General features: G+C 43.0%; 25 protein-coding genes. 12 read left to right on the forward strand and 13 right to left on the reverse strand.

The window, feature by feature from the left end:
- Positions 1–40: 40 nt before the first annotated feature.
- The 4 genes from CXF82_RS17180 (at position 41) to CXF82_RS17195 (ending at position 4,923) form a co-directional block, all read left to right on the forward strand.
- Positions 41–982, forward strand: a complete 942-nt coding sequence (locus CXF82_RS17180; protein WP_101091767.1) for a DUF808 domain-containing protein — start codon at positions 41–43, stop codon at positions 980–982.
- A gap of 17 nt (positions 983–999) precedes the next feature.
- The gene (locus CXF82_RS17185; protein WP_102044645.1) at positions 1,000–2,115 is read left to right on the forward strand and encodes an endonuclease/exonuclease/phosphatase family protein; all 1,116 of its coding nucleotides are present in this window, start codon (positions 1,000–1,002) and stop codon (positions 2,113–2,115) included.
- 216 nt (positions 2,116–2,331) lie between these two features.
- The gene (locus tag CXF82_RS17190; protein WP_101091769.1) at positions 2,332–4,095 is read left to right on the forward strand and encodes an alkaline phosphatase D family protein; all 1,764 of its coding nucleotides are present in this window, start codon (positions 2,332–2,334) and stop codon (positions 4,093–4,095) included.
- 267 nt (positions 4,096–4,362) lie between these two features.
- The gene (locus CXF82_RS17195; protein ID WP_101091770.1) at positions 4,363–4,923 is read left to right on the forward strand and encodes a phosphoribosyltransferase; all 561 of its coding nucleotides are present in this window, start codon (positions 4,363–4,365) and stop codon (positions 4,921–4,923) included.
- 111 nt (positions 4,924–5,034) lie between these two features.
- Here CXF82_RS17195 and pepN read toward each other — a convergent pair whose 3' ends face one another.
- The 4 genes from pepN to CXF82_RS17215 form a co-directional block, all read right to left on the reverse strand.
- Entirely contained in the window at positions 5,035–7,674 is a 2,640-nt protein-coding gene (gene pepN / locus CXF82_RS17200) for an aminopeptidase N (protein WP_102044646.1), read from the reverse strand.
- Positions 7,675–7,831: 157 nt separating this feature from the next.
- Positions 7,832–8,425: a penicillin-binding protein activator LpoB gene (gene lpoB, locus CXF82_RS17205; RefSeq protein ID WP_180960974.1), complete on the reverse strand. Its 594-nt coding sequence runs from the start codon at positions 8,423–8,425 to the stop codon at positions 7,832–7,834.
- A 23-nt stretch (positions 8,426–8,448) separates the two neighbouring features.
- On the reverse strand, positions 8,449–9,816 hold the full coding sequence (locus CXF82_RS17210; protein ID WP_102038074.1) for a COG3014 family protein: 1,368 nt from the start codon (positions 9,814–9,816) through the stop codon (positions 8,449–8,451).
- Positions 9,817–10,074: 258 nt separating this feature from the next.
- Positions 10,075–10,287 (reverse strand): SlyX family protein, encoded by a 213-nt coding sequence (locus CXF82_RS17215; RefSeq protein ID WP_101091774.1) that lies wholly within the window; start codon positions 10,285–10,287, stop codon positions 10,075–10,077.
- Between the two features lie 442 nt (positions 10,288–10,729).
- On the opposite strand from CXF82_RS17215, the gene fkpA reads away from it, so the two are divergent.
- On the forward strand, positions 10,730–11,500 hold the full coding sequence (fkpA, locus tag CXF82_RS17220) for an FKBP-type peptidyl-prolyl cis-trans isomerase (RefSeq protein WP_101091775.1): 771 nt from the start codon (positions 10,730–10,732) through the stop codon (positions 11,498–11,500).
- A 65-nt stretch (positions 11,501–11,565) separates the two neighbouring features.
- Here the strand turns inward: fkpA and CXF82_RS17225 are convergent, their stop codons facing one another.
- Complete coding sequence (locus CXF82_RS17225) at positions 11,566–12,120, reverse strand: DUF4136 domain-containing protein (RefSeq protein ID WP_102038075.1); 555 nt, start codon at positions 12,118–12,120, stop codon at positions 11,566–11,568.
- Between the two features lie 198 nt (positions 12,121–12,318).
- Here CXF82_RS17225 and CXF82_RS17230 point away from each other — a divergent pair, with 198 nt between their 5' ends.
- Positions 12,319–12,624 carry a DUF1289 domain-containing protein gene (locus CXF82_RS17230; RefSeq protein WP_101091777.1) on the forward strand — a complete coding sequence of 102 codons (306 nt, stop codon included), beginning with the start codon at positions 12,319–12,321 and terminating at the stop codon, positions 12,622–12,624.
- A 41-nt stretch (positions 12,625–12,665) separates the two neighbouring features.
- Here CXF82_RS17230 and CXF82_RS17235 read toward each other — a convergent pair whose 3' ends face one another.
- The 5 genes from CXF82_RS17235 to CXF82_RS17255 form a co-directional block, all read right to left on the reverse strand.
- Positions 12,666–13,925 carry an ATP-binding protein gene (locus tag CXF82_RS17235; protein ID WP_102044647.1) on the reverse strand — a complete coding sequence of 420 codons (1,260 nt, stop codon included), beginning with the start codon at positions 13,923–13,925 and terminating at the stop codon, positions 12,666–12,668.
- Between the two features lie 18 nt (positions 13,926–13,943).
- Complete coding sequence (locus CXF82_RS17240; protein ID WP_101091779.1) at positions 13,944–14,657, reverse strand: response regulator; 714 nt, start codon at positions 14,655–14,657, stop codon at positions 13,944–13,946.
- Positions 14,657–15,070 carry a DUF3019 domain-containing protein gene (locus CXF82_RS17245; protein ID WP_308303103.1) on the reverse strand — a complete coding sequence of 138 codons (414 nt, stop codon included), beginning with the start codon at positions 15,068–15,070 and terminating at the stop codon, positions 14,657–14,659. Before CXF82_RS17245 ends, CXF82_RS17240 begins: the two co-directional genes overlap by 1 nt.
- A 5-nt stretch (positions 15,071–15,075) precedes the next feature.
- On the reverse strand, positions 15,076–15,954 hold the full coding sequence (locus tag CXF82_RS17250; RefSeq protein ID WP_101091780.1) for a MipA/OmpV family protein: 879 nt from the start codon (positions 15,952–15,954) through the stop codon (positions 15,076–15,078).
- A gap of 445 nt (positions 15,955–16,399) precedes the next feature.
- Positions 16,400–16,879, reverse strand: coding sequence for a YcxB family protein (locus tag CXF82_RS17255; RefSeq protein WP_101091781.1), 480 nt, complete (start codon positions 16,877–16,879; stop codon positions 16,400–16,402).
- A 146-nt stretch (positions 16,880–17,025) separates the two neighbouring features.
- Here CXF82_RS17255 and CXF82_RS17260 point away from each other — a divergent pair, with 146 nt between their 5' ends.
- On the forward strand, positions 17,026–17,367 hold the full coding sequence (locus CXF82_RS17260; protein ID WP_102038194.1) for a TehB family protein: 342 nt from the start codon (positions 17,026–17,028) through the stop codon (positions 17,365–17,367).
- A gap of 64 nt (positions 17,368–17,431) precedes the next feature.
- Here the strand turns inward: CXF82_RS17260 and CXF82_RS17265 are convergent, their stop codons facing one another.
- Entirely contained in the window at positions 17,432–18,316 is an 885-nt protein-coding gene (locus CXF82_RS17265; protein ID WP_101091782.1) for a universal stress protein, read from the reverse strand.
- A gap of 380 nt (positions 18,317–18,696) precedes the next feature.
- Between CXF82_RS17265 and CXF82_RS17270 the strand changes: the two genes are divergently transcribed.
- Entirely contained in the window at positions 18,697–18,942 is a 246-nt protein-coding gene (locus CXF82_RS17270) for a hypothetical protein (protein ID WP_101091783.1), read from the forward strand.
- Between the two features lie 108 nt (positions 18,943–19,050).
- Positions 19,051–19,803, forward strand: a complete 753-nt coding sequence (locus CXF82_RS17275; RefSeq protein ID WP_101091784.1) for an SDR family oxidoreductase — start codon at positions 19,051–19,053, stop codon at positions 19,801–19,803.
- 106 nt (positions 19,804–19,909) lie between these two features.
- On the opposite strand, the gene CXF82_RS17280 is transcribed toward CXF82_RS17275, so the two are convergent.
- Complete coding sequence (locus CXF82_RS17280; protein ID WP_102044648.1) at positions 19,910–20,326, reverse strand: VOC family protein; 417 nt, start codon at positions 20,324–20,326, stop codon at positions 19,910–19,912.
- A gap of 36 nt (positions 20,327–20,362) precedes the next feature.
- Positions 20,363–20,971: an NAD(P)H-dependent oxidoreductase gene (locus CXF82_RS17285; protein WP_101091786.1), complete on the reverse strand. Its 609-nt coding sequence runs from the start codon at positions 20,969–20,971 to the stop codon at positions 20,363–20,365.
- 173 nt (positions 20,972–21,144) lie between these two features.
- Here CXF82_RS17285 and CXF82_RS17290 point away from each other — a divergent pair, with 173 nt between their 5' ends.
- The 3 genes from CXF82_RS17290 to CXF82_RS17300 form a co-directional block, all read left to right on the forward strand.
- On the forward strand, positions 21,145–21,768 hold the full coding sequence (locus tag CXF82_RS17290; RefSeq protein WP_101091787.1) for a helix-turn-helix transcriptional regulator: 624 nt from the start codon (positions 21,145–21,147) through the stop codon (positions 21,766–21,768).
- A 10-nt stretch (positions 21,769–21,778) separates the two neighbouring features.
- Entirely contained in the window at positions 21,779–22,480 is a 702-nt protein-coding gene (locus CXF82_RS17295; RefSeq protein WP_101091788.1) for a pseudouridine synthase, read from the forward strand.
- 188 nt (positions 22,481–22,668) lie between these two features.
- The coding region (locus CXF82_RS17300) for a LysR family transcriptional regulator (protein ID WP_145991701.1) at positions 22,669–23,163 on the forward strand (495 nt) is incomplete at its 3' end.

Below are 23,163 nucleotides of genomic sequence, written 5' to 3' on the forward strand. Positions count from 1 at the left end.
TCGGTTTTTCGTTCAGGTAACGCTATTAAAAGGAGTTTGTATGGCTGGGGCAAGTTTATTAACCTTATTAGATGATATCGCCACTATTTTGGATGATGTTGCCTTAATGAGTAAGGTGGCGGCGCGTAAAACTGCCGGGGTGCTCGGGGATGATTTAGCCTTAAATGCGCAACAAGTCACTGGTGTTTCAGCGGATAGAGAGTTGCCAGTAGTATGGGCTGTAGCCGTAGGGTCTTTTAAAAATAAATGCATTTTGGTTCCCGCTGCAATGCTCATTAGCGCTTTTATTCCTTGGGCGGTAACCCCTTTATTGATGTTCGGTGGTTTGTTTTTATGCTTTGAAGGTTTTGAGAAAATTTACCATAGTTACCAAGTGAAGAAGCAGCCTAACGTCATCAATGAACAACCAGACGAAGTGATTGGCGATCTCAAAGCGTACGAAAAGAAAAAAGTGAAAGGCGCCATTAGGACTGATTTTGTGCTTTCTGCGGAGATTATCGCTATTACGCTTGGTATTGTTGCTGAAAAAGGCTTAATAACTCAGTTTTTCACCTTGAGTGTCATCGCGATTGTGATGACCATAGGTGTTTATGGGTTAGTTGCCGGTATTGTCAAAATTGATGATGCGGGCTTGTATTTAAGTCAACGCCAAGGAGAGAGCTTAGCGGCTCGAGTTAAACGCCGTTTAGGGCATATATTGCTGAGCTCTGCGCCTTATTTAATGAAAACCCTGTCCGTTGTCGGCACCATCGCCATGTTTATGGTCGGTGGCGGTATATTAACTCACGGGCTGCACTGGGTAAGCGATAAGATCAGCCACGTAGCGACCTGGGTTGAGGGTCTGTCTGTGGTCGGCCCAACGCTATCATTTATCACGCCGAGTATTTTAAATTCTATTTTTGGTGTGGTTGCAGGTGCAATCGCCGTTATGTTGCTGCAACTGGTCCTCAAATTGAAAAGCGATAAACCGGTTAATCATTAAAGACGGTTATTTAAGGAATGATCTTGTTGGAAACAAACATAGAGCAAGTCGCGCTAACGCCTTTTAAAGTAAAGGTCGCGAGTTTCAATCTGTTTAATTACGTTGAACCTCCACTGGCTTATTATGATTTTGAAAATATCTACACCAGTGAGCAATGGGTAAAGAAACAGCGCTGGTTGCATGATTTTTTGTCTGAGCAGCAACCCGACATTATTGGGTTTCAAGAGGTCTTTTCAGCATCTGCACTTGCAGAACAAGTTCGTGATGCTGGCTTAAGCCATTTTGCAGTAATGGACAAGCCTAGCGTTGTTGATGATTTTATCTGCCGCGACCCGGTTGTCGCAATCGCCTCTAAATTCGCTTTTGAAGAGGTAGTTTCGATTGAGGTCGATAAACCTTATGCTGAAGGGCTTGGACTCGAAAGTGAGTTTAACTACAGCCGTAAGCCACTGCGAGTGACTGTGGTGCTGCCTGATATCGGTCACTGCGACATTTACGTGGTACATTTTAAATCTAAACGGCCATCGGTGGATGAACTTCCCCCGCCTAAAACCGCTACTGAAGGTCAAGCAACTCAAACAAATCGAGCTAATCGAGCCAATTATGGCGAGTTACTGGGGCGTAATGTGTTGGGGCAGTGGGCGTCAAGTATCCAACGAGGTAGTGAAGCGGCATTACTGTTTCATAGCATGATGCAGCGTCGAGTAGAGACTCAGAATGCGATGATGTTAATGGGAGACTTTAATGACGACCTTAGCAATCAGGTACTTTCCTTTTTAACCACCAAAGAGTTAAGGTTTGAGAAAGATGGCTTGGGTGAGCTTGCAAGTTACCCGCTAACCGATGCTTATCAGTTGTATTGCCAAAGTGTATCAGCCGCGATTGATAAGCAAACTCCTGACGAGGAAATACCCCTCAGCCAAAGACAACCGACGCACTATTACGGTGCTCAAGGCAATGTGCTCGACTACATCTTACTGTCACAAGACTTCAATCCCGCTTTTCACACTAGCACTGCTGAGGTGAGCCATTACCATACTGAAGATCGTCATTTAATCAATCCTCAATATGATCGAGATAGCCACAGTACCGATCATGCTCCAGTGGTATGTACTCTCTGTTCACGTCGATAACCTATTATTATCAATTATATAGCGGTAACACCTTCGCTATCTCTTCTTTCTTAGTTTGCTGTTTGATTGAGTTCTACAGCAATGAAGACCTGTTTAAGAATCTCCTTAACAAATACTTTACCAAATTGTCACGTATGTGTAATAGTAGCGGTTTACCATCTCGACTCATTAGACCTCGTACCACTAAAATAGAATAATATTAAGGGAATAATAATAATGAAACGACCTTTTTCACGAAGAGATTTTTTAGCCATATCAGCCAAAGGCGTTGGCGCTGCCGTAGTTTCTTATGGCTTGATGGGCTGTAGTAGCGACGATGATGAATATGTGATCCCAGCAGAATTTTTACACGGTGTGGCCAGTGGCGATCCAAGCCACGATGCTGTCATTCTATGGAGCAGAGTGACGCCTCTGTCTGCGGGCGACATTAAGGTGACTTGGGAGGTCGCGACCGATAGTGCCTTTACTCAAGTGATCACTAACGGTGAAATGATCACCAATAGCGACAGAGACTACACCGTTAAAATTGATGCCATGGGGCTTGAAGCGGGAACTCAATATTACTATCGCTTCAAGGCTGGCAAAAATATGTCACCGCCAGGAATGGCTAAAACTTTGCCACAAGGTGCGTTAGCGCAAGCCAAGTTTGCCGTGCTTTCTTGTGCTAACTTCCCAGCGGGCTATTTCAACGTCTATGAGATGGCGTCGAGAATGGATGACTTAGATGCGGTTATTCATCTGGGGGATTATATTTATGAGTATGCGCGTGGTGAGTATGCCAGTGAGCGTGCTGCTGAATTTGGCCGCGAAGTGCTGCCAGAAGGAGAGCTGTTTAGCTTATCGGACTACCGCATTCGCTATAGCCAATATCGCAGTGATTTGAGTTTGCAAAAGCTGCATGCCAAAACGGCCTTTATTACTGTTTGGGATGACCACGAAGTTGCCAATGATAGCTGGCGTGAAGGCGCAGAAAACCATAACGACAATGAAGGTGATTTTGATGCGCGTAAAGAAGGGGCCTTGCAAGCCTACTTTGAATGGTTGCCAATCCGCCCTTGGCGCGAAGGCAATCATGAAGAGATCTATCGCAGCTTTCAGTTTGGCGACCTCGTAGACTTACATATGCTTGACACTCGTCTATTAGGGCGAGATAAGCCGCTTGAATATCCGGACTATATGGATCCTGCTACCGGCGGGCTCGACGGCGCACGTTTTATGGCTGATGTCACCGACACTAACCGCACGATGTTGGGACAAGAGCAGCAAACATGGTTGCAATCAACACTACTAACCTCAACGGCTAAATGGCAAGTGCTTGGGCAACAAGTGTTAATGGGGCAGATGATGTTACCTGCTGCTATCGCCACGCAGCAATTGTCTATTCCAGAGTTTGGTCAACTGGCAGCGCTAGCAAAAATAGCCGCCAGAGCACAGGCTGGCGATCCAACCTTGTCTGCAGATGAACTTAAATATCTACAGTTTTATGGACACAAGTTGACGCCAGAGGCGATGGCGTTACTGCAACTACCTGCAATACCTTATAACCTAGATGCATGGGATGGCTATGCCTATGAGCGAGAGGTCATACTGGCGACGGCAAAATCGCTGGCTAAAAACCTCGTCGTGATTGCAGGCGATACTCATAATGCTTGGGCAAATGAACTTAAAGATGCAGCGGGCGATGCGGTCGGTGTTGAATTTGCGACAAGTTCAGTATCATCGCCAGGATTGGAGTATTACTTGGGTATTGATGCTAAGGATATTCCCGCGACTGAAGAGGCGATTATCGGTTTAGTTGATAACTTGAAGTATGCCAACTTAATGAATCGCGGCTTACTCACGCTAACCTTCACTCATGAAGAAGTACGTAGTGATTGGCGTTATGTCGATACCATTGTTAGTCGTGGTTTTGTTGAAGATACTGAGCGTAACCATTCTATGGTGACCAAAGCGGGGACACCAAGCTTAACAGCCGTATAGATCGGCTTTTAACAAGGTTAAACTCAACGGCTACCCATTGGTAGCCGTTTTTGTTTTTGTGTTCAAGCCACAAGTTTGCTGCATTTTTGCAGCATTAATCCTGATTTTAGTATAAAATTTGCCTCCAAAATCGGGTGGGTGCCTACACTTTAAACAGTTGAGCGGCGAGATCGCTAGCAAGGTGCTATTTCAGAGTTTGGAATAGTGATCATCAGCTGCATTTTGAGACCCAAAATAAGATAACTATACCAAGATGGGGACGGTCAGATGTCAGAGAAATGCTTTATTACGGCGCAAGAATTACTAGAAGATTCTTTTCGTTTAGCGGCACAAGTTTATGAAAGTGGATTTCGCCCGCAGTTTATTGTGGGTATTTGGCGTGGTGGCGCGCCAATCGGTATCGCCGTGCAAGAGTTTTTTGACTTTAAAAAAGTAGAAACTGACCATATTGCAGTGCGTACGTCCTCTTACTACGGAATTAACCAACAAAGTAAGCAGATTAAAGTACACGGTTTGCACTATATTGTTGAAAATGCCAATGCTGGCGACGGTCTGTTAATTGTTGACGACGTGTTTGATTCAGGCCGCAGTATCCATGCACTTAAAGAGAAGTTAAGTGAATTGATGCGTTTCAATATGCCTAAAGATGTGCGCATTGCTTGCCCATATTTCAAGCCTAAAAACACTACAGTGCCGTTAAAGCCTGACTACTATATTCATGAATCTGAAGAGTGGTTGGTTTTCCCTCATGAAGTTTCTGGCCTTTCAGCACAAGAGATTGCAGAAGGTAAAGGCGACTTAAAGAACATTAGAGAGTTGTTTATTTAAGCCTTTCACTAACTCACTTAATCAATTAAATATGATTAAGTGAGTCGATGTAACGTAAAAGCCACCGCGAAGGTGGCTTTTTTGTGATTCGAGATAATTGTTTCTTTACTATTATCGGCTCATTTTAGAGGTTATCAACAGGCACTTTTGTTCCTGTTGAATGGCTTCTTTTAGTGCCCGCTGGGTGCCGTCAGACAGCTGTTCACTGTTGCTCTGCAAGTGTTGTAATGCACTGACATTGCCATAGCTGCAATCCGTTGGGATTAGGTCTTTTGCGTAACTGCGCATAAATACTGGGCCTTTGTCTTGGTCCAACTGCGCCAGTGTGGTTAGTCGCTGCTCTGCAGTGACGGCGCTGAGAGACTTTTGTTCACTGGGATACAGGTTATCCATAATGGTACGTTGCTTGGAGAAGGGGAGATTGGTGTCTTGCTGAATGCGGGTTAACCACTGACGCTTTTTCAGTGCATCTGGGCGGGATACTTCAGCGGCAAGTGCTGATTTCTGGCCCGAATCACTGCTATCCAGTTCACGTTCCTTACGTAGCCAGTACATCGCACTCGGGTGGTCATAGCGGTTTAAATGGCTAATCATCATCCAACGAAGATCTTGATCCAAGGTTAAGCCTTTAATACTGGCTTTATTATTCAGCAAGGCATCAATGTTATTGAGCGCATCTTGGCTTCGTGCAAACGCGATATAATTGGCAAACCAACGTCGCTGAACATCACGATTTTGACTATTTATCATCACCTTTCTAAGGCTCATTTGCTCAATAGCTCGGATAGCTTTTTGTGCATAACGTTGGTTTATTGGAGCCATCTTGTCGAGATAGATGCGCGTCTTAGATAAGCTTGAAAGCACCTGACCTACAATTGTGTAATCAATTTCCCCTGGTAAATTTACCAGTACTGTGCCGATATAATCGTTCAGTGAAAGGCTGCCATCTTCCACGCTATCCCACAAGCTTTGCCAAAGCATAGAGCGTAATAGTGGATCTTTTACTAAACGTAAACTTTGTTTTGCGGTGTTGAATGATACAGGGTCTAAATTAACTTTTACAAAGCCCCAATCTTGATAATTGGGATAGACCAGATCAGGGCAATAAAGGCCCACAAGACTGGTGACATTGGTGGTGCTGCCACTATAAGTCACTGGCATACTGATATTGTGATGCAGTCGGTTACGGCCTTTAGTAAATAAGCCTATTTGAACGTGCTGCTCACGTAATGTCGGTAGCGCGTCGCTTGCAGCTGTCTGATTAAGACTAAACTGTGTGATGCGACCATTTTCACAACTAAAGCTGGCCTGGATACTGTTAACACCGGCTTCATAAAGCCATTGCTGACTCCAAGTGGTGAGATTTTTATTGGCCGCCTTGCCTAAGCTTGTAATAAAATCATTTAGCTCTGCATTCTGATAACTGTATTGAGTGAGGTAATTTCGCACTCCAGTTTGAAAGGCTTTTTCACCCAATAGATGATTCAGTTGTTTGAGGGCTGAAGCGCCTTTCGAATAGGTAATTGCGTCGATATTATCAAAAGCATTTTGTGTGGTGGCGACGGGGACTTCAATAGGGTGAGTGCTAGCTTGGCTATCTAAATGATAAGCACTCTGTTTATTGTTGGCATAAAAGCTGCGCCAAGCATGGGTGAATTCAGTGGCTTCTGCGGTGGCAAGAGTGCCCATAAAGGAGGCGAAACTTTCATTTAGCCACAAACCATTCCACCATTTCATGGTGACGAGATTACCAAACCACTGATGTGCCATCTCATGCATAATCACGCCTGCTAGACGTTGCTTTTGCGTTGCGGTCATTTCGGTATTAAACAGAAAACGACTTTCGCTGAAGGTAATTGCTGCGGCATTCTCCATCGCGCCATAGAGAAAGTCGGGCACCAGCACTTGGTCATACTTTTTAAACGGGTAGGGGATCCCAAAGTACTCATCAAAAAATGTAAGTCCCTGCTGAGTATAAGTAAACCAGTCTTGTGGTGTGACTTGGTCTACAACAGATTGCCGCGCAAATAAACGGAGCGGGTACTTGCCACTGTTATCTGTCCACTGATGATATGGGCCGGCATGCATTGAGAAGTTATAAGGGCTCAACTTAGGGGATTGAGGAAAGCGCCATTGGCGGGTATCGCCCTGTTCTGTTGTTGAAGATTCTCGCATCGCACTGATGACCGTCCACTCTTTTGGCGCGGTGACCGACAAAGTGTAGGTCGCTTTAAGATCTGGCTGGTCAAAGACGGCAAACATCTGTTGGGCTGCGGCGGGTTCGAAGTGGGAGTAAAGATAGACTTTGTCGTCAACCGGATCGACAAAGCGATGCAGCCCCTCGCCGTTGGTGCTATGCGCACGGGTGAATTGAACTTCAACGGTGTTGCGGCCACTGACTAACAATCCTGGATTAAGGGTTATATAACGGTTGTTATAGTTTGGATAAACCTTTTTGCCATTAATACTAAAGTGGCTAATGGTTGCTTGATTGAGATCGAGTGTGAGCGCTTTATTGGTATCACTGAGGTTAAAGTTAACGTTAGTGGTTGCAGAGAATGTCGTGCCCCCCGTTAAGGTAAAGTCCAAATCATAATGCACATCAGACACTCTAGCGGAGCGCTGTGCTGCAGATTGTTGACTAATGTAGGCAGAAGCATCTCGCGTCGATATTGGCTCTCGAGGCGTTGAATTACATGCAGCAAGTACAACAGATATTACAATAACGACAGCAGTATGAAGCAGGTTCAAAACAGCATCCTTTTAATAAGCGATTTAGTGCCAATAGCAACAAGCTGCATACGGTACCTTATTTCAGCGATACGCTGAAGTTAAAATCACCTTGTTGAGCCATTAAAAAAGCCAGCGAGATGCTGGCTTTATTCGGTTGTGCAGTGCTAACTAAGCATTACATGCCTAGGAAAGACTTAGACTTAACTTTGCGGATCTCTTTTTCATCAGACCATTCAATAAGGCCTGTTTCCAAATCCATTAAACGCATGGTCATCTTGTAGTAAACATCTTTAGTGCTGCCATCTTCTTTTACGATGCTAGATAGGTTGCCGTAAAGCATGTACTGCGCGCCAATTTGACGGCCAAAGCTAATGGCTGTTGATGGGTCAACCATACCTGAATTATTTTGATAATCTAGTTGCTTACGTACCGAGTCAACTTTAGTCATATCGATAAAGCGGAACTTGCCAGAGCGTAATAGTTTATTGCTAATGGAGTCAGTAACCGATTCCGTATCAATATGCTCAGAGGTTTTGTTCTTAATTTTATCAACAAACATAATCGGACGGTCGTTAGCGGTCATCGCAACAACAGGTGGGAAGGTCAACATGCTATCAACCATTTTAGCGGCAATAGCCTGTAGATCGGTTGAGCCAAAGTTTTCGTTGACGGTTTCCACTTCCGTGGCATCACCGTATTCAACTTTTGATTGGCACGCCGACAAGCCGATGACTGCCGCGAGAATAAAAATAACTTTTAAATGTTTCATAGTGAGTTCCATACAAGTGATTGCTAAATTATTATTGAATAAAAACGGGTGTAATTGCCAGTATCAATGACCCAAATGAGTGTGGTTCGGCCACTTTTTACCTCAATAGAGCTCGGTGCTGCATTATCGAGCTTAACGGAGTAGTTACCTGCCTTTATGTAAGTGCGGGCAATTTGTGCTTGTTCTGGCAAGGTTAGCCAGCTACGTCTGTCGGCTTGCTCGGTGACGACGTTAAATATTTGCATTGCAATTGAAGCATAATCCGTTTGATTGTTGCGTCGTTTGCTACTGCTTTCTACGCTTTGTGCCATCTCTGATTTTGCATAAACTCGTGCGGCTTGTCTTATCAGTGCGGCAGGTAAGTCTTCTTTTAGTGCTGTAATCGCTAATGCATCAATATTGGCAATAGGCGCTGCAACTAGAACGGTTCCCAGACCTTGTATACGACCCGCTCTTACCGTTTGCTTCGTTGGGAAGTAGGTGGCGAGTGAAGCGGTTTGCCAGTTACCATGTATCGTAAAAGGCACGGTTAGGCTTTTCTTTTCAGGTACAAAGCCACGCTCCAACATCACGATAACTTGTCCTTCTTCCTTTTTTTGCGATATGGCGTCGCCCCAGCGTTTTTTAAACTCGTCGTACTGTGGCATCGACAATTGCTTAGCGAGTCTGACTAAATCTTTTTGTAAGTATGGGTTGTTTGGCGATATTTGCGCTGCTTTACGGTAGTCGATATAAGCGTCATTAGGTTCACCTAAGATCTCATGCAACATACCAGTGGTGTAGTAGCTATAGGCATTTAAAAATGAGCTGGTGGTACTTCCCGCTGCTTTACCGAGTTTATTGACTTCGGCGTCAATGGTGCCATTAGCCATTGCTTGCACTGACTTGTTGGACTTTTGATAGCGTGCTTGCTCTGAACTTTGCAGCTCGTTACTGCGACGAACTTCCACTAATGCACCTTCAGCGTCACCACTGAATAGATAGTTAAGCGCTTGATACTGGTGGAGCATGACTCGCTCATAACCCGGACCTCGGTAGGGGATCACGTTGTCATTAATAAAGAGGCTGGTGGCCGTGGCTCCCGCATCGCTTAAGCTGAGCTTAGCCTTATCATCAAACACTCGATAAGCATTGGCCGCTTGTTGATAGAATGTTTTACTGCCTTCAAAATCGCCCGCTATTTGTGCCGAGCGTCCAGCTTCTTGTGCGTACAGTAAGCCATCGGCACTGGTCACTTCTGATTCCACAATCTTTGCCGCTTGCTGAGGCGTTGCAGAATTGAGCTGCGCTTTTACGGGGGCTATCTGAGAAGGGTAGTTAATGAATACGCTGTTAAATGCACATCCACTTAGACTTAGCATCATGGTTGTCAGTAATAATAAACGTCTCATGCTAACGTCTCGATATAGTGTGCTATTTGCATTGGCTTCCTTGTTTGCTCTGGAGAATGGACCGAGCACTAAAATGCAGTATAAATGATAAAATCAATCTGATAAGAGAATGTATATATATTTACAAAGTTTCATTTATAGCAGCGCACTTTTAACATATCGAATCTGAACGTAACATGAATGCATAACGACTATTACCGTTTAAATATAGCAAGAATTTAAGCTGTTAATCTAGTCGTTGTCGTTATCCATTTGTCACTAGAAGTGTGGCGGTGGTGTTTCGTCTGCTTGGGATGCCATATTACTCGGTTCAGCTGATTGTAATTTATTGAGTAATAAACGTAACTGCTCCTGCTGTATTGCAACCACATCATTTAGCTTGATGAGCTGTTGATTGAGCTCCTCGATGGTGCCGTCTTGGAACGCCAATTTCATCTCTAACTCTTCAATTCTGTGTTCTATATTATCCACGTTTACCTCTGATGGATGGGGAAATGCTCATTGCACTTACTGTTGATTATCGTTAGTTGAAGCAGAGTATACAACGGCTCCGTATATTTGGGGATAGTCGTATTAACAACTTGTCCAACATGTTAGATGGATTGTCAGTAAACAGTAAGCGAAAAAGAAGTTAATAAGTGGTTTATTAACCAATGTCATCATTCAGCTTTGAACTTGCTCTATTCTGTGTTGTCTTTTAAGTGAATCTTTGTTCATACAAGTGCAATAGTCGTTCAGGCTAGTGACAGGCAATGTATGTAATATATTAATCTGTATTGAAAAAGTGGCTAAATCACGGTGACGTCGCTTTTATCTAATCAGATTGGAATAACCTATTTAACTAGTATAAAGTGGTTCGCTTAATAAAAGTAAAGGTTATAGTAACCACGTGTAGATGCTGAGGAAGCTTTAAATGAAATCTATTTATAAATATTCACTAGTGGCTTTGGCCGTTGTTGGTCTTAGTGCTTGTAATCAAGCACAAGAAGCAGTTGCTGCGCCGGTAGAATTGAAAACTGATGCGCAAAAAGAAGCCTACAGCGTTGGCGCGTCAATTGGTACTTATATGGCTGGCCATATCAAGGAACAAGAGGAACTAGGTTTAACTGTAGACAGAGACCTAGTCGTGACTGGTTTCAGCGAAGGCTTGAACAGCGAGCTAAAGCTAACGCAAGAAGAGATGCAAACAGTATTGCAAACCCTTGATGAAAAGCTAAATGAAAAGCGCCAAACACAAGCGGCAGCATTAGCAGAGAAAAGCTTGGCTAGCAGCACCGCATACCTTGAAACAAACAAAGCAAAAGAGGGTGTTGTAACGACCGAGTCTGGCTTACAGTACGAAGTATTAACCGAAGGTACTGGTGAGAAGCCTGTTGCTGCTGACACTGTTAAAGTTCATTATGTTGGTACATTAACTGATGGTACTGAGTTCGACAGCTCAGTAGCTCGTGGCGAGCCTGCAACGTTCCCATTGAACCGTGTTATTCCTGGTTGGACTGAAGGCGTACAGCTAATGTCTGTGGGTTCTAAGTTTAAGTTCGTTATCCCTTCAGAACTAGCTTATGGTGATCGCGATACAGCCACTATTCCTGCTAACTCTACTTTAGTATTTGAAGTTGAATTGTTGGATATCCAAAAAGCGGATGCACCTGCTGCAGAAGCAAGTGCTGCACACGCACACTAATCCCGAATAATATTGGGAACAAAAAAGGACGCTATGCGTCCTTTTTTAATATCTTCAATTTGATGTTATGGCTTTTTCTGCGGTGGAAATAGCGCTAATATTTTGCTGACAGTCGCGTTGGTCTCTTGCGCCTTTTCTTCGCCGCCATCATCAAAAGTAAATTTGTCACTGCCGCGCCAAATGAGTTTTTGTGTTTGTGGATCCAACACATCAATCTGTATGGTTTGGATTTTTGCGGTATCACTCCCCACGGGAACATCAACACTGGTGCCGATTGATGCGCCGCTAGAGCTACCCCATGAGCCTGCACCGAGTCCAATAGAAAAGCCTGAATCTTTGGGTTTATCATCGACTCTAAAACCATAAGTCACCAAAAAATCAGCAGCTTCATCCTGTTGGATAAATCCTTGAGCGATAAGCGCAGCTGCAATAGATTGCTGAATTCTTGCTGCACTGAGCGGATCGGTTGTTTGCGCAGGTTCTACTTGTGAAAACGTCTTTAGCGGAGAGAAGTTGTAATCAAGGTCGTAATCATTCTTTGGAGGGGAACTGCACCCGAGTAGGGCAAATAGCGGTAGTGATAGCAAGCAAATTAATAAGGTTCGTTTTAGTGTATTCATTATTTAGCCTCTTTAATTTAAGGCGTTAAGCCCCATTATTCTTTTGGTTCACTCGCTGATATGAAGACAATAACTTCAATGAGCGTGCTCAACGTTACGCTAATTCAACGTCATTAAGTATGCTGTCTTCTGCTGTTTTGAATCGATAGCATAGTTAATGAAATTGGTATTACCTCTTACATAGTATATGTTTAGAGTATGGAGCAGTTAGAGTTTTTTGAGATCCCCAGCCCATGCATCGGTATTTGCCAAAGTGATGCGAGGGGATATTGCAAAGGGTGTTTACGTAATCGAGACGAACGTTTCAAGTGGCTCGAGTTTTCTGATGTGCAAAAATTTGATGTCATCAGGCTGTGTAAACAGCGTAAACGCCGTCGTCAGCTTGCGATACTAAAAGCAAAGAAGGCGCAACTTATCGAAGAAAGAGCCACAGTCAATCCGAGTTTAGATTTTAAGGATCAAGCGCCAGACTCACTCGATGTGAGTGATTTTAAATTAGACTAAACGCGTTACCATTAACACTATTAAACGCTTTAGCAGCTCAATTATGGGTGATGCCAAGTTAAGGTGAATTGGGTAAAGCCGGGGTGACTTTTTAGCGATACATCCCCTTGATGACGCTCCATGATCCGCTTGATGATTGCCAAGCCTAAACCATGGCCTTTATTACCATTACAACGGGTATCACTGCGATAAAAGGGTTCGAAAATTTTCAGCTGGTCCTGCGCTAATATCCCTTCGCCATCATCCGTCACACTGAGACATATCTGTTTACCTTTACGGCTAATTTCGACAGTGATCTTTTCGACACCGAAACGTTGAGCGTTGGTGATTAAGTTCTGAAGTGCCCGTTCAATTAACGACGGATCGGCCTTCAGTTGTACTATCTGTTGAGGCTCAATTAACTCAATAGGGGTTGAGTGGTGCGACTGCAACCGTTTAATGGTTTGCTTTGTTAAGCTGTTTAAGTCGCAGAGTTCAAATTGTAGTCCTTCTCGTTGTGTCTCTAAACTGGCATAGGTCAACAGTTCTTGCAGCAAGTCTTCCATCTCTTTTATATCGAGTAACATCTCATCCAAAAATGTTTGGCGCCGCTGCTCATCAGACTCTGGCAAACAATATTGTGGGATCAATGCGAGGGCGAATTTGAGCCGAGCTAGTGGGGTTCTTATCTCATGAGAGACGGCATTTGAAAGGTGTTTTTGATTTTCGATGAGTGCACTAATGTGCGCCGCCATATCATTAAAGGTGGTGGCTAATGGCAACACTTGTGAGCGTTTAGCGAGTTTGATACGGGTATTCCACTTTGCTTGGCCAAACTCTTTTGTCGCGTTACGCAGTGTTTTTAAATCTTTAGAGAGTGGCCACACCCAAATGAGCGTGACAAACGCTAATGAGAGATAAAAGAAGACATTATAAAGGCCACGCAAGCTAGCATCAGGATCAAGTGCAATGGGGCCAGCCATTAAGATTTGTTCGCCTACAGCAACGAATTGAAGTTCATGATTGATATCATACGGCGTAGCGATAACTGCGTGGCTCTGTACCATCTGTTCTTCTGAGAACGCGACTTGGTCGGCATCGAGCAGTGCTAACGGAAAGTCAGGATTGCTGTTAATGCTGTTGAGCATATCTTGTCGCTGCAGCGCGGGTAATTTTGTTAATACCTGCGCCAAAGCGATTAAAGGTGCATCGAGTGCACCCTCTTGATCGGCATTCTGTTTCCAAAAACTATCGAGTGTCCAACCTATACCGAGAAAGCCAAGGCTTAACAGTAAATATAAGCTTAAAAATAGACGCTTCATTTTAGACTAGCTTGAAGATTAGTTATTCCAGGCTTCTGGTGCGAATAGATATCCCTGTCCCCAAACTGTTTTAATTCTGAAAGGTGTTTCAATATTATCACCAAGTTTCTTTCTCAAGCGCGAAATACGCACATCAATTTTTCTATCTTTACCGTCAAAGTCGATATTCAGTAAATATTGATAAATATACTGGCGGCTCATGACTTGTCCTGCTTGAGAAGCAAGTAACCATAATAGTTCAAACTCATGGCTAGTAAGGTCAACTTCTATTTGACCCAGACGAATGGCTTGAGTGTGAGGATCGATACTTAACTTACCAAAGCTTAGACAATGAGACTCAACTTGTGGTGGCTTTGCTTGACGACGTAGTAAGTTATTAATTCTTGCAACGAGTAACGCTGGGTCGACAGGCTTAACTACGTAGTCATCAGCCCCTAGCTCCAAGCCTTTAATTTGATCTTCATTTGAGCTCAATGCGCTCATTAATAAGATCGGCCCGGCAAAATAGTCAGGTAGCTTCTCACACAGCGTTAAACCGTCCATGCCTGGTAGCATAATGTCCAGCAAAATGATGTCAGGTTTATAGTTGATTAGTCGGGTTAATACGGTATCCCCGCGACGCTCCACTTCAACGTGCATTCCATGCGATTTTAAGTAGTCTACGATCAAGTTGGCCAGACGAATGTCATCTTCTACGAGTAGGACTCTATGCGTAGATTGAGAGTTGGTCATTAAAATAAACTCCATGGGTTGCGGTAACGACGCCTTACTTGAGGCGAAGAAGCTTGAGTAACTTTTAATTTTACACCCGCAAGAGTCTCGTGGGTATCTTTGTCTATCATGACAAACTGAATATCTTTGTCTGCACTGACATTGATCGCTAAAGAGTTAACTGCAGGTGAACTATTGCACCACTTCTTAAGTTCTTTGTAGTCAGATATGATGCATATTGAGCGATTTTTTAACAGCTCCCACGTCAGTACAACTTCAGTATTACAAGTTTCTTCATCTTCACTGGTAATACAAATGGTGGGGGATAAGCTCAGACTGGCAGTAAGAGGTTCAAGCTCTTCAGCGACAGCGTAGCCACTGAACGCCGAGTAAAAAAGGAACCACAACCATGATTTTTTTGCTATTGATAACACTGGCGTTAAAACCTATACGCTGCGCCTACAAAATAGGTAGTCGTATAATCTTTGTCGAGCAGAGGGCTATCAACAATTTCATCGGCAAGGTCGGTATAACGTGCTACCAGCAAAATATTCCAATTTTCAGTTAACACATATTGTCCTGTGAATTCGATACTTTGATTCAAAGCTGACTCCGCTTGGTACTTCTCGCTCCAATAGAGGCTCTCACTCGGTCTAATACCATAGTAATAATCAACGACTTGTTCGCTTTTCCAGTCTAACACAGCTGCGAACTCAAAATTCCAACTATCAAGTGGAATATTGTACAACCATTTTAACTGCGCTTCTGTTCCATTATGCACATTAAAAAGATCATGTGTAACAGAGGCTTTGACTATACCAATTCTAGTGTAAAGAAACGCTTCTACTCCGCCAAGATATGTAAAGTTTCTATTTTCGAGTTCATTAGTATCGATCTCTGGCTCTGCCTTGGTTCTCATGGTTGAGATACCTGCAGGCGTTGTCGCTCGCTCAACACTGCTACTTTTGAGAAGGAAAATATTAGAGGGATCCCAGCGATAGAAGAAAGCGCGGTCGGTACTAAACGTGCTCACTACGTTGACGGTATAATTTTCACCTTCAGTAATAGTGTAACCAATACTGCCGTTATCAAAAAACCAACTGTCACCATAGTAGGCAATGGTTGGTGCGGCATAGAGAGGGATATCATCAAAATCTTTAAGCGGGTTTGATTTAACGCCGTAACCGAGTGCAATACCTATATCCCAACGACCAACTTCAATACAGTCGGTGTCGTTGCTGCAAGCATCGTTATTACTAGCGTGCGCAGAAGTTGCAAAAAAGCTAATGCTTAGGATTAGCGCCAATAGATAATGCATAGATTGATATCGACTTATGATTACAAAATTAACAAAAGAGAATATAGAGTATCACTAATCGTTAATCGCATCATGGGGATGAGTGGATTTGTTGCAAAGTGATACAGGTCATAAAGTCATCAACAGGCTAGTCAGATTTGAGCTCCCGCTAAATCTGCAACGACTGACGCAGAATGGGATAAATTTGACGCATTCTAATTAGAGCACTGAATAAAAAGGGTTTATGAATGCAGTTATCGGTACATGCATAGAGCCTAGCTCGATTTTTTAGCTGAATTTAAAGACGTTAACCTCTTAGTGGAGGGACGTGCTTATTGATGTTTGCAACTTACGTTAGCATGAATTTTAAGAGCTTATTCAATTGCCTAGACGTAGTTAATATTTTTGGCTGAACGATGTGGCAGCCTAGCATCGTCAAAACGGTACTAGGGCTCAACGATCGCTTTTAAACGTTATTCATCTTACTGCAGACAAATGCAATGGCCTCTTCATCTAGGCTACGTTTGGATAAGTAATTAACGGTGTTAGCTTGTTTGATTAAAAAGCCTTGTTCTGATTCAGAAATAGACACAACATCTTGCCAAAGAATACTTCCTTTGACATAAAACGAGTCATTAGAGATCCCTTGTTCGTCGATTGTTAGTGTCACTTCATTGCTGGCCGCTTTACTGACCATTTGACGCATAAGCCACCAAGGTTTTTTGTAACGTATGTTTAATGCTTCTAATACGCCGAGTACGATTAAAAACCACGAAGCATAAGCATTGATCCCAGTCAGCAGTAATACAATGCCAATAAGTATAAAGATGATGGCCTTTTTATGAGCGCGTATTGAGGTATCAATGACAACTGACTCATCAAAGCACTCGCTAAAGTGGCTTTTATCTAAAGTATATTGAGTGGTATAGCTGTATTCAGATTTCATTTGGGCTCATTAGTTTAATGCGAAGATAATGCTTAAGGCGCTAATTGGCTATTATACCCTTAAGTTTGCATTTAGTTGATTAACTCAGGCTTAATCAAGCTATATTGAAGCAAGGTTTGGCAATGATAAAGGGGTTAAAAGAGATTATGGCAATGATACCAACAGATTTTGTAAATTATAAATCAACACCATTGTTTGATAAAGACACTGTGCCAAAGATGTTTTTGCATCTGCATAACACTAAAGCAGGCGTGTATGGGCAAATTCATGTATTAAGTGGCACGCTGAAGTTTTATGGTTTTAAAGATAGGCGAGCAGAGGTGGAACAAGAGATCGTTATTGAGGTCGGCCAGACCGCTATTTCGCCACCGCAATATTGGCATAAAGTAGAGTTATTAACCGAAGAAACCCAATTTAGGGTCGATTTTTGGGCGCAAGCGGGCTCAGACATCGTTATTGAAAACCAAAGTGAAAGAGACGCCAGCTAGATCATCAAAGCGTCAATACAGGTTATTTATAATCGTAGGTGTTTGTGCTGATACGTTAGAGTAATTAGTGCTGCGTTGGCTTAATGGCAAGGATGTCACACTTTAATTGGTCAATGATCACCGATGAAGTGTGTCCTTTTAGGTCGTTAATAAAGCCATGATGTTCACCTGCGCCAATCACTAACAGATTTGCATTACACTTATGTGCAATTTCGGGAATAATATGGTCCGGCAGCCCTTGCTCAAGATGCAGATGATCATCTCGCAAATGATACTCTTTAGCCGAATCGATTAGGTGATCCCAGTGATGACTCCTTTGCTCCTCATCAGTAAATAAGCCATGATCTTTATTGACTGACATACTCCAGTTTTTCAGTTGATAACAGTTAAGCAGGTGGATGTCATTTTCCAGTAAGTCTGCGAGTTGCTGTGTATCATCTAACAAATGTTGATTAAGTTCTTTATGGGCAATCGTCGATCCCGCCGTTTCTAGCGCAGTTAAAATGTGCCCCTGTCGTTGCCAACATTTATTGCCAACAATTAAAATAGGCAAATTGCTTTCGCGTAACAGATGCGCTTCGCAACTGGGGATAAGTTCGTTGATAATGGTATTGTGGTGCTGATTATTCATAACCACTAAGTCATAATCACTGGCGTTTGTTTCATTGAGAATAGCCTGATGGTCTTTGACATTCTTGATCACTTTAACGTCTATTTCGACTCCCTGACGTTGGTATTTACTCATTAGTTTATTGACAAATAGCATTGGGTCCAGCGCATTGTTGGGGATCAAACCTAAGCGGCTGAGAAAGTTATTATAGGGTCTATCGACTTTCAATATGGTGACTTTCGCTTTAGTTTTACAGGCGAGCTGTAGGGCTTTATTTAGGGCGAATTGCGTAGCTGAATGATTGTCTATTAGCGCTAACGTATGGTGGTAAGAGATCATCTGAAGTACTCCGTTTTCTTTCACTCCATTTTGAACAACTGTAGACGAAAACCCCATGAACACACGGTTTTCTTCATAACGAATAGCGCTTAAAGTCCGTTTATACAGCGCAATTCAATATACTCAATATTAACTAACTGATTTGTTTCAAAAGCACCACGACTGCAATTACTAAATTCACATAATTTCAAGAATTAGCTGGCGTAAATTCTACGGTTTCTCCTGTTAACAATGTTTAACATGACTTATTTTTAACGGTTCGTTAACCTAGTTGAACGTTGAGATAAACGCCAATTTTCACTGCTGTGTTAACGAAAAAAGCAATCGTTAATTACTCGCTAAAGGCAAAGGTATTGCCGCTAACTCGCTAAGGAGAGGCTATGTTTGTATTTGCTATGGAGTTGGTGTTTTGGGTGCTGTGGGATTATGTGTTGTCATTTGTATTTTGTCTCACCGGGGCATTACTGATCCGTATTTTTAGCTTTGGCAAAACCCGCTACCCTCTAACACCCGTTAGCTATTTTCACCGTCGCAAGTACAAAGAGAAAGACCCATTTAATATAACCTTTATCATTGGATTCTCTTTCTACCTGTTGTTTTTCATACTGGCTATTTGGCTGGGTTAGTGATGATTTTGAGGCATTTCTGTAGTCATTCAAAGTTAAAACAACTGTTTACATTTTATCCATTCAACAGTAGCTTAGCTAAAAATTGCTGCAAAGTTGCTAGATGATATGAAAATAAGAAAAACTATCCTTATCACGGGCGCGAGTTCAGGGCTTGGTCGTGGAATGGCATTAGAGTTTGCCAAGATGGGACGAGATCTAGCGCTGTGCGCACGGCGTATCGATAGGTTAGAAGCCCTAAAGTGTGAGCTTGAAGTGCTCAATCCTAATATCCGTGTCTCTATTAAATCTTTAGATGTAACCGAGCATCAACAAGTATTCGATGTGTTTGATGAATTTAATCAAGAGTTGGGCAGCATTGACCGGATCATTATTAATGCAGGTATGGGCAAAGGTGCCTCAATCGGTACTGGTCATTTTGAAGCTAACAAGCAAACGGCAGAGACTAATTTTATTGGTTTACTGGCACAAGCAGAAGCTGCGATGCAGATTTTTAGAAAGCAAAATGCGGGTCACTTAGTCACTATATCATCGGTTAGTGCAGTTCGAGGCTTCAGGCGAGCGATGACAGTGTATGCGGCCACAAAGGCGGCTGTGACCTCGTTGACCGAAGGGATCCGCATTGATGTGATGAACACCCCAATTAGTGTGAGTTGTATTCATCCTGGTTTTATTCGAAGTGAAATTAACGACCAGGTCGAAAAGGTCCCCTTTATCGTCGATACTGACGTTGGGTGCCGTGCAATGGTCAAAGCGATAGAGGCTGAAAAAGCCAATAGTTTTGTCCCTACATGGCCTTGGGCACTGTTGCATTGGGCACTGCGAGTAGTACCCGATTCGTGGGTCAGAAAAATGAGTTGATCACGTTCACGCAAGTCATCATTAAAGACGTACCACTAAATTTGCAGCACTAATGTGACTCGCCAGTGCGATGATTCACGGTTATAACGGTTAATCATTATAACGATCAATAACGGTTACGTTCACTGGGAATATCGCTAAGGTATTGAACAAACTCAACCTCGTAACCATCTGGGTCAATGTAGTATACATTGCGTCGATAAAGGTCCTCTGCACCCGCTTTATCGACAGGATGGCCTATCGCCGCTAGGCGCGTTATTACAGCGTCTATATCATCGACGACAAAAGCAAAATGAGCCAAGCCGACTTGATGGCCACTCAGATCGCGATTATTGTCGACACCATCATCATTAAACGTCAGATATTGATAATCATCGCCAAAATGGATCCAGTTGCGATCAACCCCATGCCACTGACTCACCCCACCGCCACGTGTCTTCCAATGGGGAAAAATAGCTTGGTAAAAAGCCAGAGTGGTCGGGATGTCTTTTACCACCAAATTTAAGTGTTCTAAATGCATCATAATTTGCTCCTTGCAGCCTGTTTAGTGATTAAGTTTTTACATGCCATAACTGTACTCCTGTTGTTTAGGGTAGGGCATGGCTTCATGGTTAACACGAATTGTTGTTAATGCTTCACTGTATTGCAGCAACATGTGTAAGCAGTAATTGATACGCTCACGTAAGTGCTGATCGCGCTCGCTCATGGGCTCTTCTTGGTTGAGCACCTCTTCAACCTGACGAATAATCAGATGGTCAGGTGTCGCCACCAGTTTATTGTTCTTTAATGCATTCATCCTCAACTCCGCAATCGGGTATGCACCGCTAATGCCACTCACCACCGACACTAATAACGCCGGTTTATGGGCTGTCTCTTGCTTATCACACATCAACAAGAAATTCTTAATGAGCGGTGAGGCCATACCGCCCCATTCTGGTGTTATTAAAACAAGTGCATCTGCGCGTTTAATTTGTTGAGAGATAAAAGGCCAGCGACTACCGTCAACATTTTTGCTCTCGGGCTCACCGTCCCAAAATGGCAACTGATACTGACAAAGCTCAATGTGTTTTACATTATGCGTCGGTAGCATTTGTTGCATTAAGTATTGGGCAACTTTTGCACTTTGCGAGTCCTTACGTTGGCTGCCGCTAACAATCACTAATTCCATTTAAGTAAACCTTTTTGTTTATTAATTTTTATGTAAAGTAATATCTTTACATAATAAAGTAAAGATAAAAGTTTACTTAAGTATGGATTCAGTAATAATGTGCCTTAAGCGTTATAGAGGTGTATACAGAATACCGCCTCTGAAACGAGCACCTTCAAGTAGAATGGGTATATATGAAAACCAGTGACAAAATATTGCAGATGTTAAAGACCCAAGGCGAGCTGACAGCCAAAGTCATCGCAACAGAACTTGAATTGACCACTATGGGCGTGCGTCAACATCTACAAAGTCTAGAACACAGTAGCGATGTGATTTTTGCAGATAGAAAAGCGACTCGTGGCAGACCGACTCGTTACTGGTCCCTGACGCCTAAAAGCAACAGCCACTTTTCAGATCGCCATGAAGAGCTCACGGTGCAATTAATTGATTCAGTGAAAACTATTTTTGGTGATCAAGGTTTAGAGCAGCTCATCGCCCATCGTGAAGAGGCGTCTTTTACGCTATATCAAGCGGCATTAACTGACGCGACAGATCTATCCGCCAAGTTAGCCGTACTGGCTAGATTGCGAACGGAAGAGGGTTATATGGCCAGCGTTGAAGTGAGTGATGATGTTTATTGGCTGCTTGAAAATCACTGTCCAATATGTGCAGCAGCTGCCTCATGCCTCAATTTTTGCCGTTCAGAACTGCAACTGTTTCAGTCGCTGCTAAAAGATGACGCCAGTGTTAGCCGTGAAGAGCATATTATTGAGGGGGCACGTCGCTGCGCTTATAAGATTGTCCCGGTTGACGGGTAGGGGGAAAAAGGTGGAATCTAAACGAGCACGCCTAGATCGATTTATTAGTGTAAAAACCTCCATTAATCGCAAACATGTTCGACTACTACTGGCTAAAGGATTAGTTGAAGTTGATGGTAAAGTCGCACGAGATATTGATCAAATCATCGATGAATTTTCTCATGTTTGTCTAGAGGGCGAAGTATTACAAGCCAACACACCAAGCTATGTGATGCTGCATAAACCGATAGGGGTGGTCAGTGCCACTGTTGACGATAAGCATAAGACGGTGATCGATCTACTGACTCAAAAAGATAAACATAGTCTGCATATTGTCGGCCGTTTAGATCTCAATACATCAGGATTACTGCTATTAACTAACGATGGTCGCTGGTCAAAGCGGTTAATGTCACCAGAGCATAAAGTGGCCAAACTGTATCGGGTGACACTAGAGAACCCACTTGATGTGTCCTACATTAACGCGTTTGCAGCGGGAATGTACTTTGAATTTGAAGATATTACTACCTTACCAGCTAAGCTTGAAATTATTGATGAATATACTGCATTAGTGAGCCTGATGGAGGGGCGTTATCACCAAATAAAGCGTATGTTTGGCCGTTTTCGTAACCCCGTAGTGGGTCTACATCGAATATCCGTGGGCAACATTGTACTCGATTCCAATTTAGTGCCAGGACAGAGCCGATTATTAACCGCAGAAGAAGTGTCTGAATAGCCTCAATAGCGCTTTTTGATAGTATGTTATTCAGTCGCTATCGAAATTCCACCGTCACATTGTTGCGGATCGGTATGATGTGTACCCTATATTTGATTATTATGTTGCAGCTATTAGCAATGATCACTATTTGAGATGCAAGAGTATGCTATATCTATAGCTAAGTATTCAAATAATGACTAAAAATAATGCTTAATGAATCACTGAAAAAGTTGTCTGAATTAGATGTTTTTTGTCTTATCGTGTTTAAGACTCTTTACGAGAATGGCCATGCGAACTCGACGGCAATTGAGTTACAAGTGTCTGCTCCAAAAATTAGCCGTTGCCTTACGTTGTTACGCACAACGTTCAATGACGAACTATTCTACCGTAGACTGCAGGGGCTAAAACCTACGCCCTTGGCTGAACTGTTATATGATCCTATTTGTGATTTTTATCATGCTGTGACGCATATTGAACAGGTCGCATTTGACGAAACTGAATCAGAACTTACTTCAACGCTAAACATTGCTGTTACCCAAGGCATTATGAGGAGTTTAGCGATAGCCATTAGCAGTCATGCCCAGCAAGAGGTTATTGGTAAGATCCGCCTGCAAAGTTGGGAAGCCAATTCTGCTGAATCTATTCATAATGGCGAGCTTGATTTTGGTATTGGATTTGATATTTCGCACACCACTGAACTT

Source organism: Shewanella sp. GutDb-MelDb (genome assembly GCF_002836075.1).
GTDB lineage: Bacteria > Pseudomonadota > Gammaproteobacteria > Enterobacterales > Shewanellaceae > Shewanella.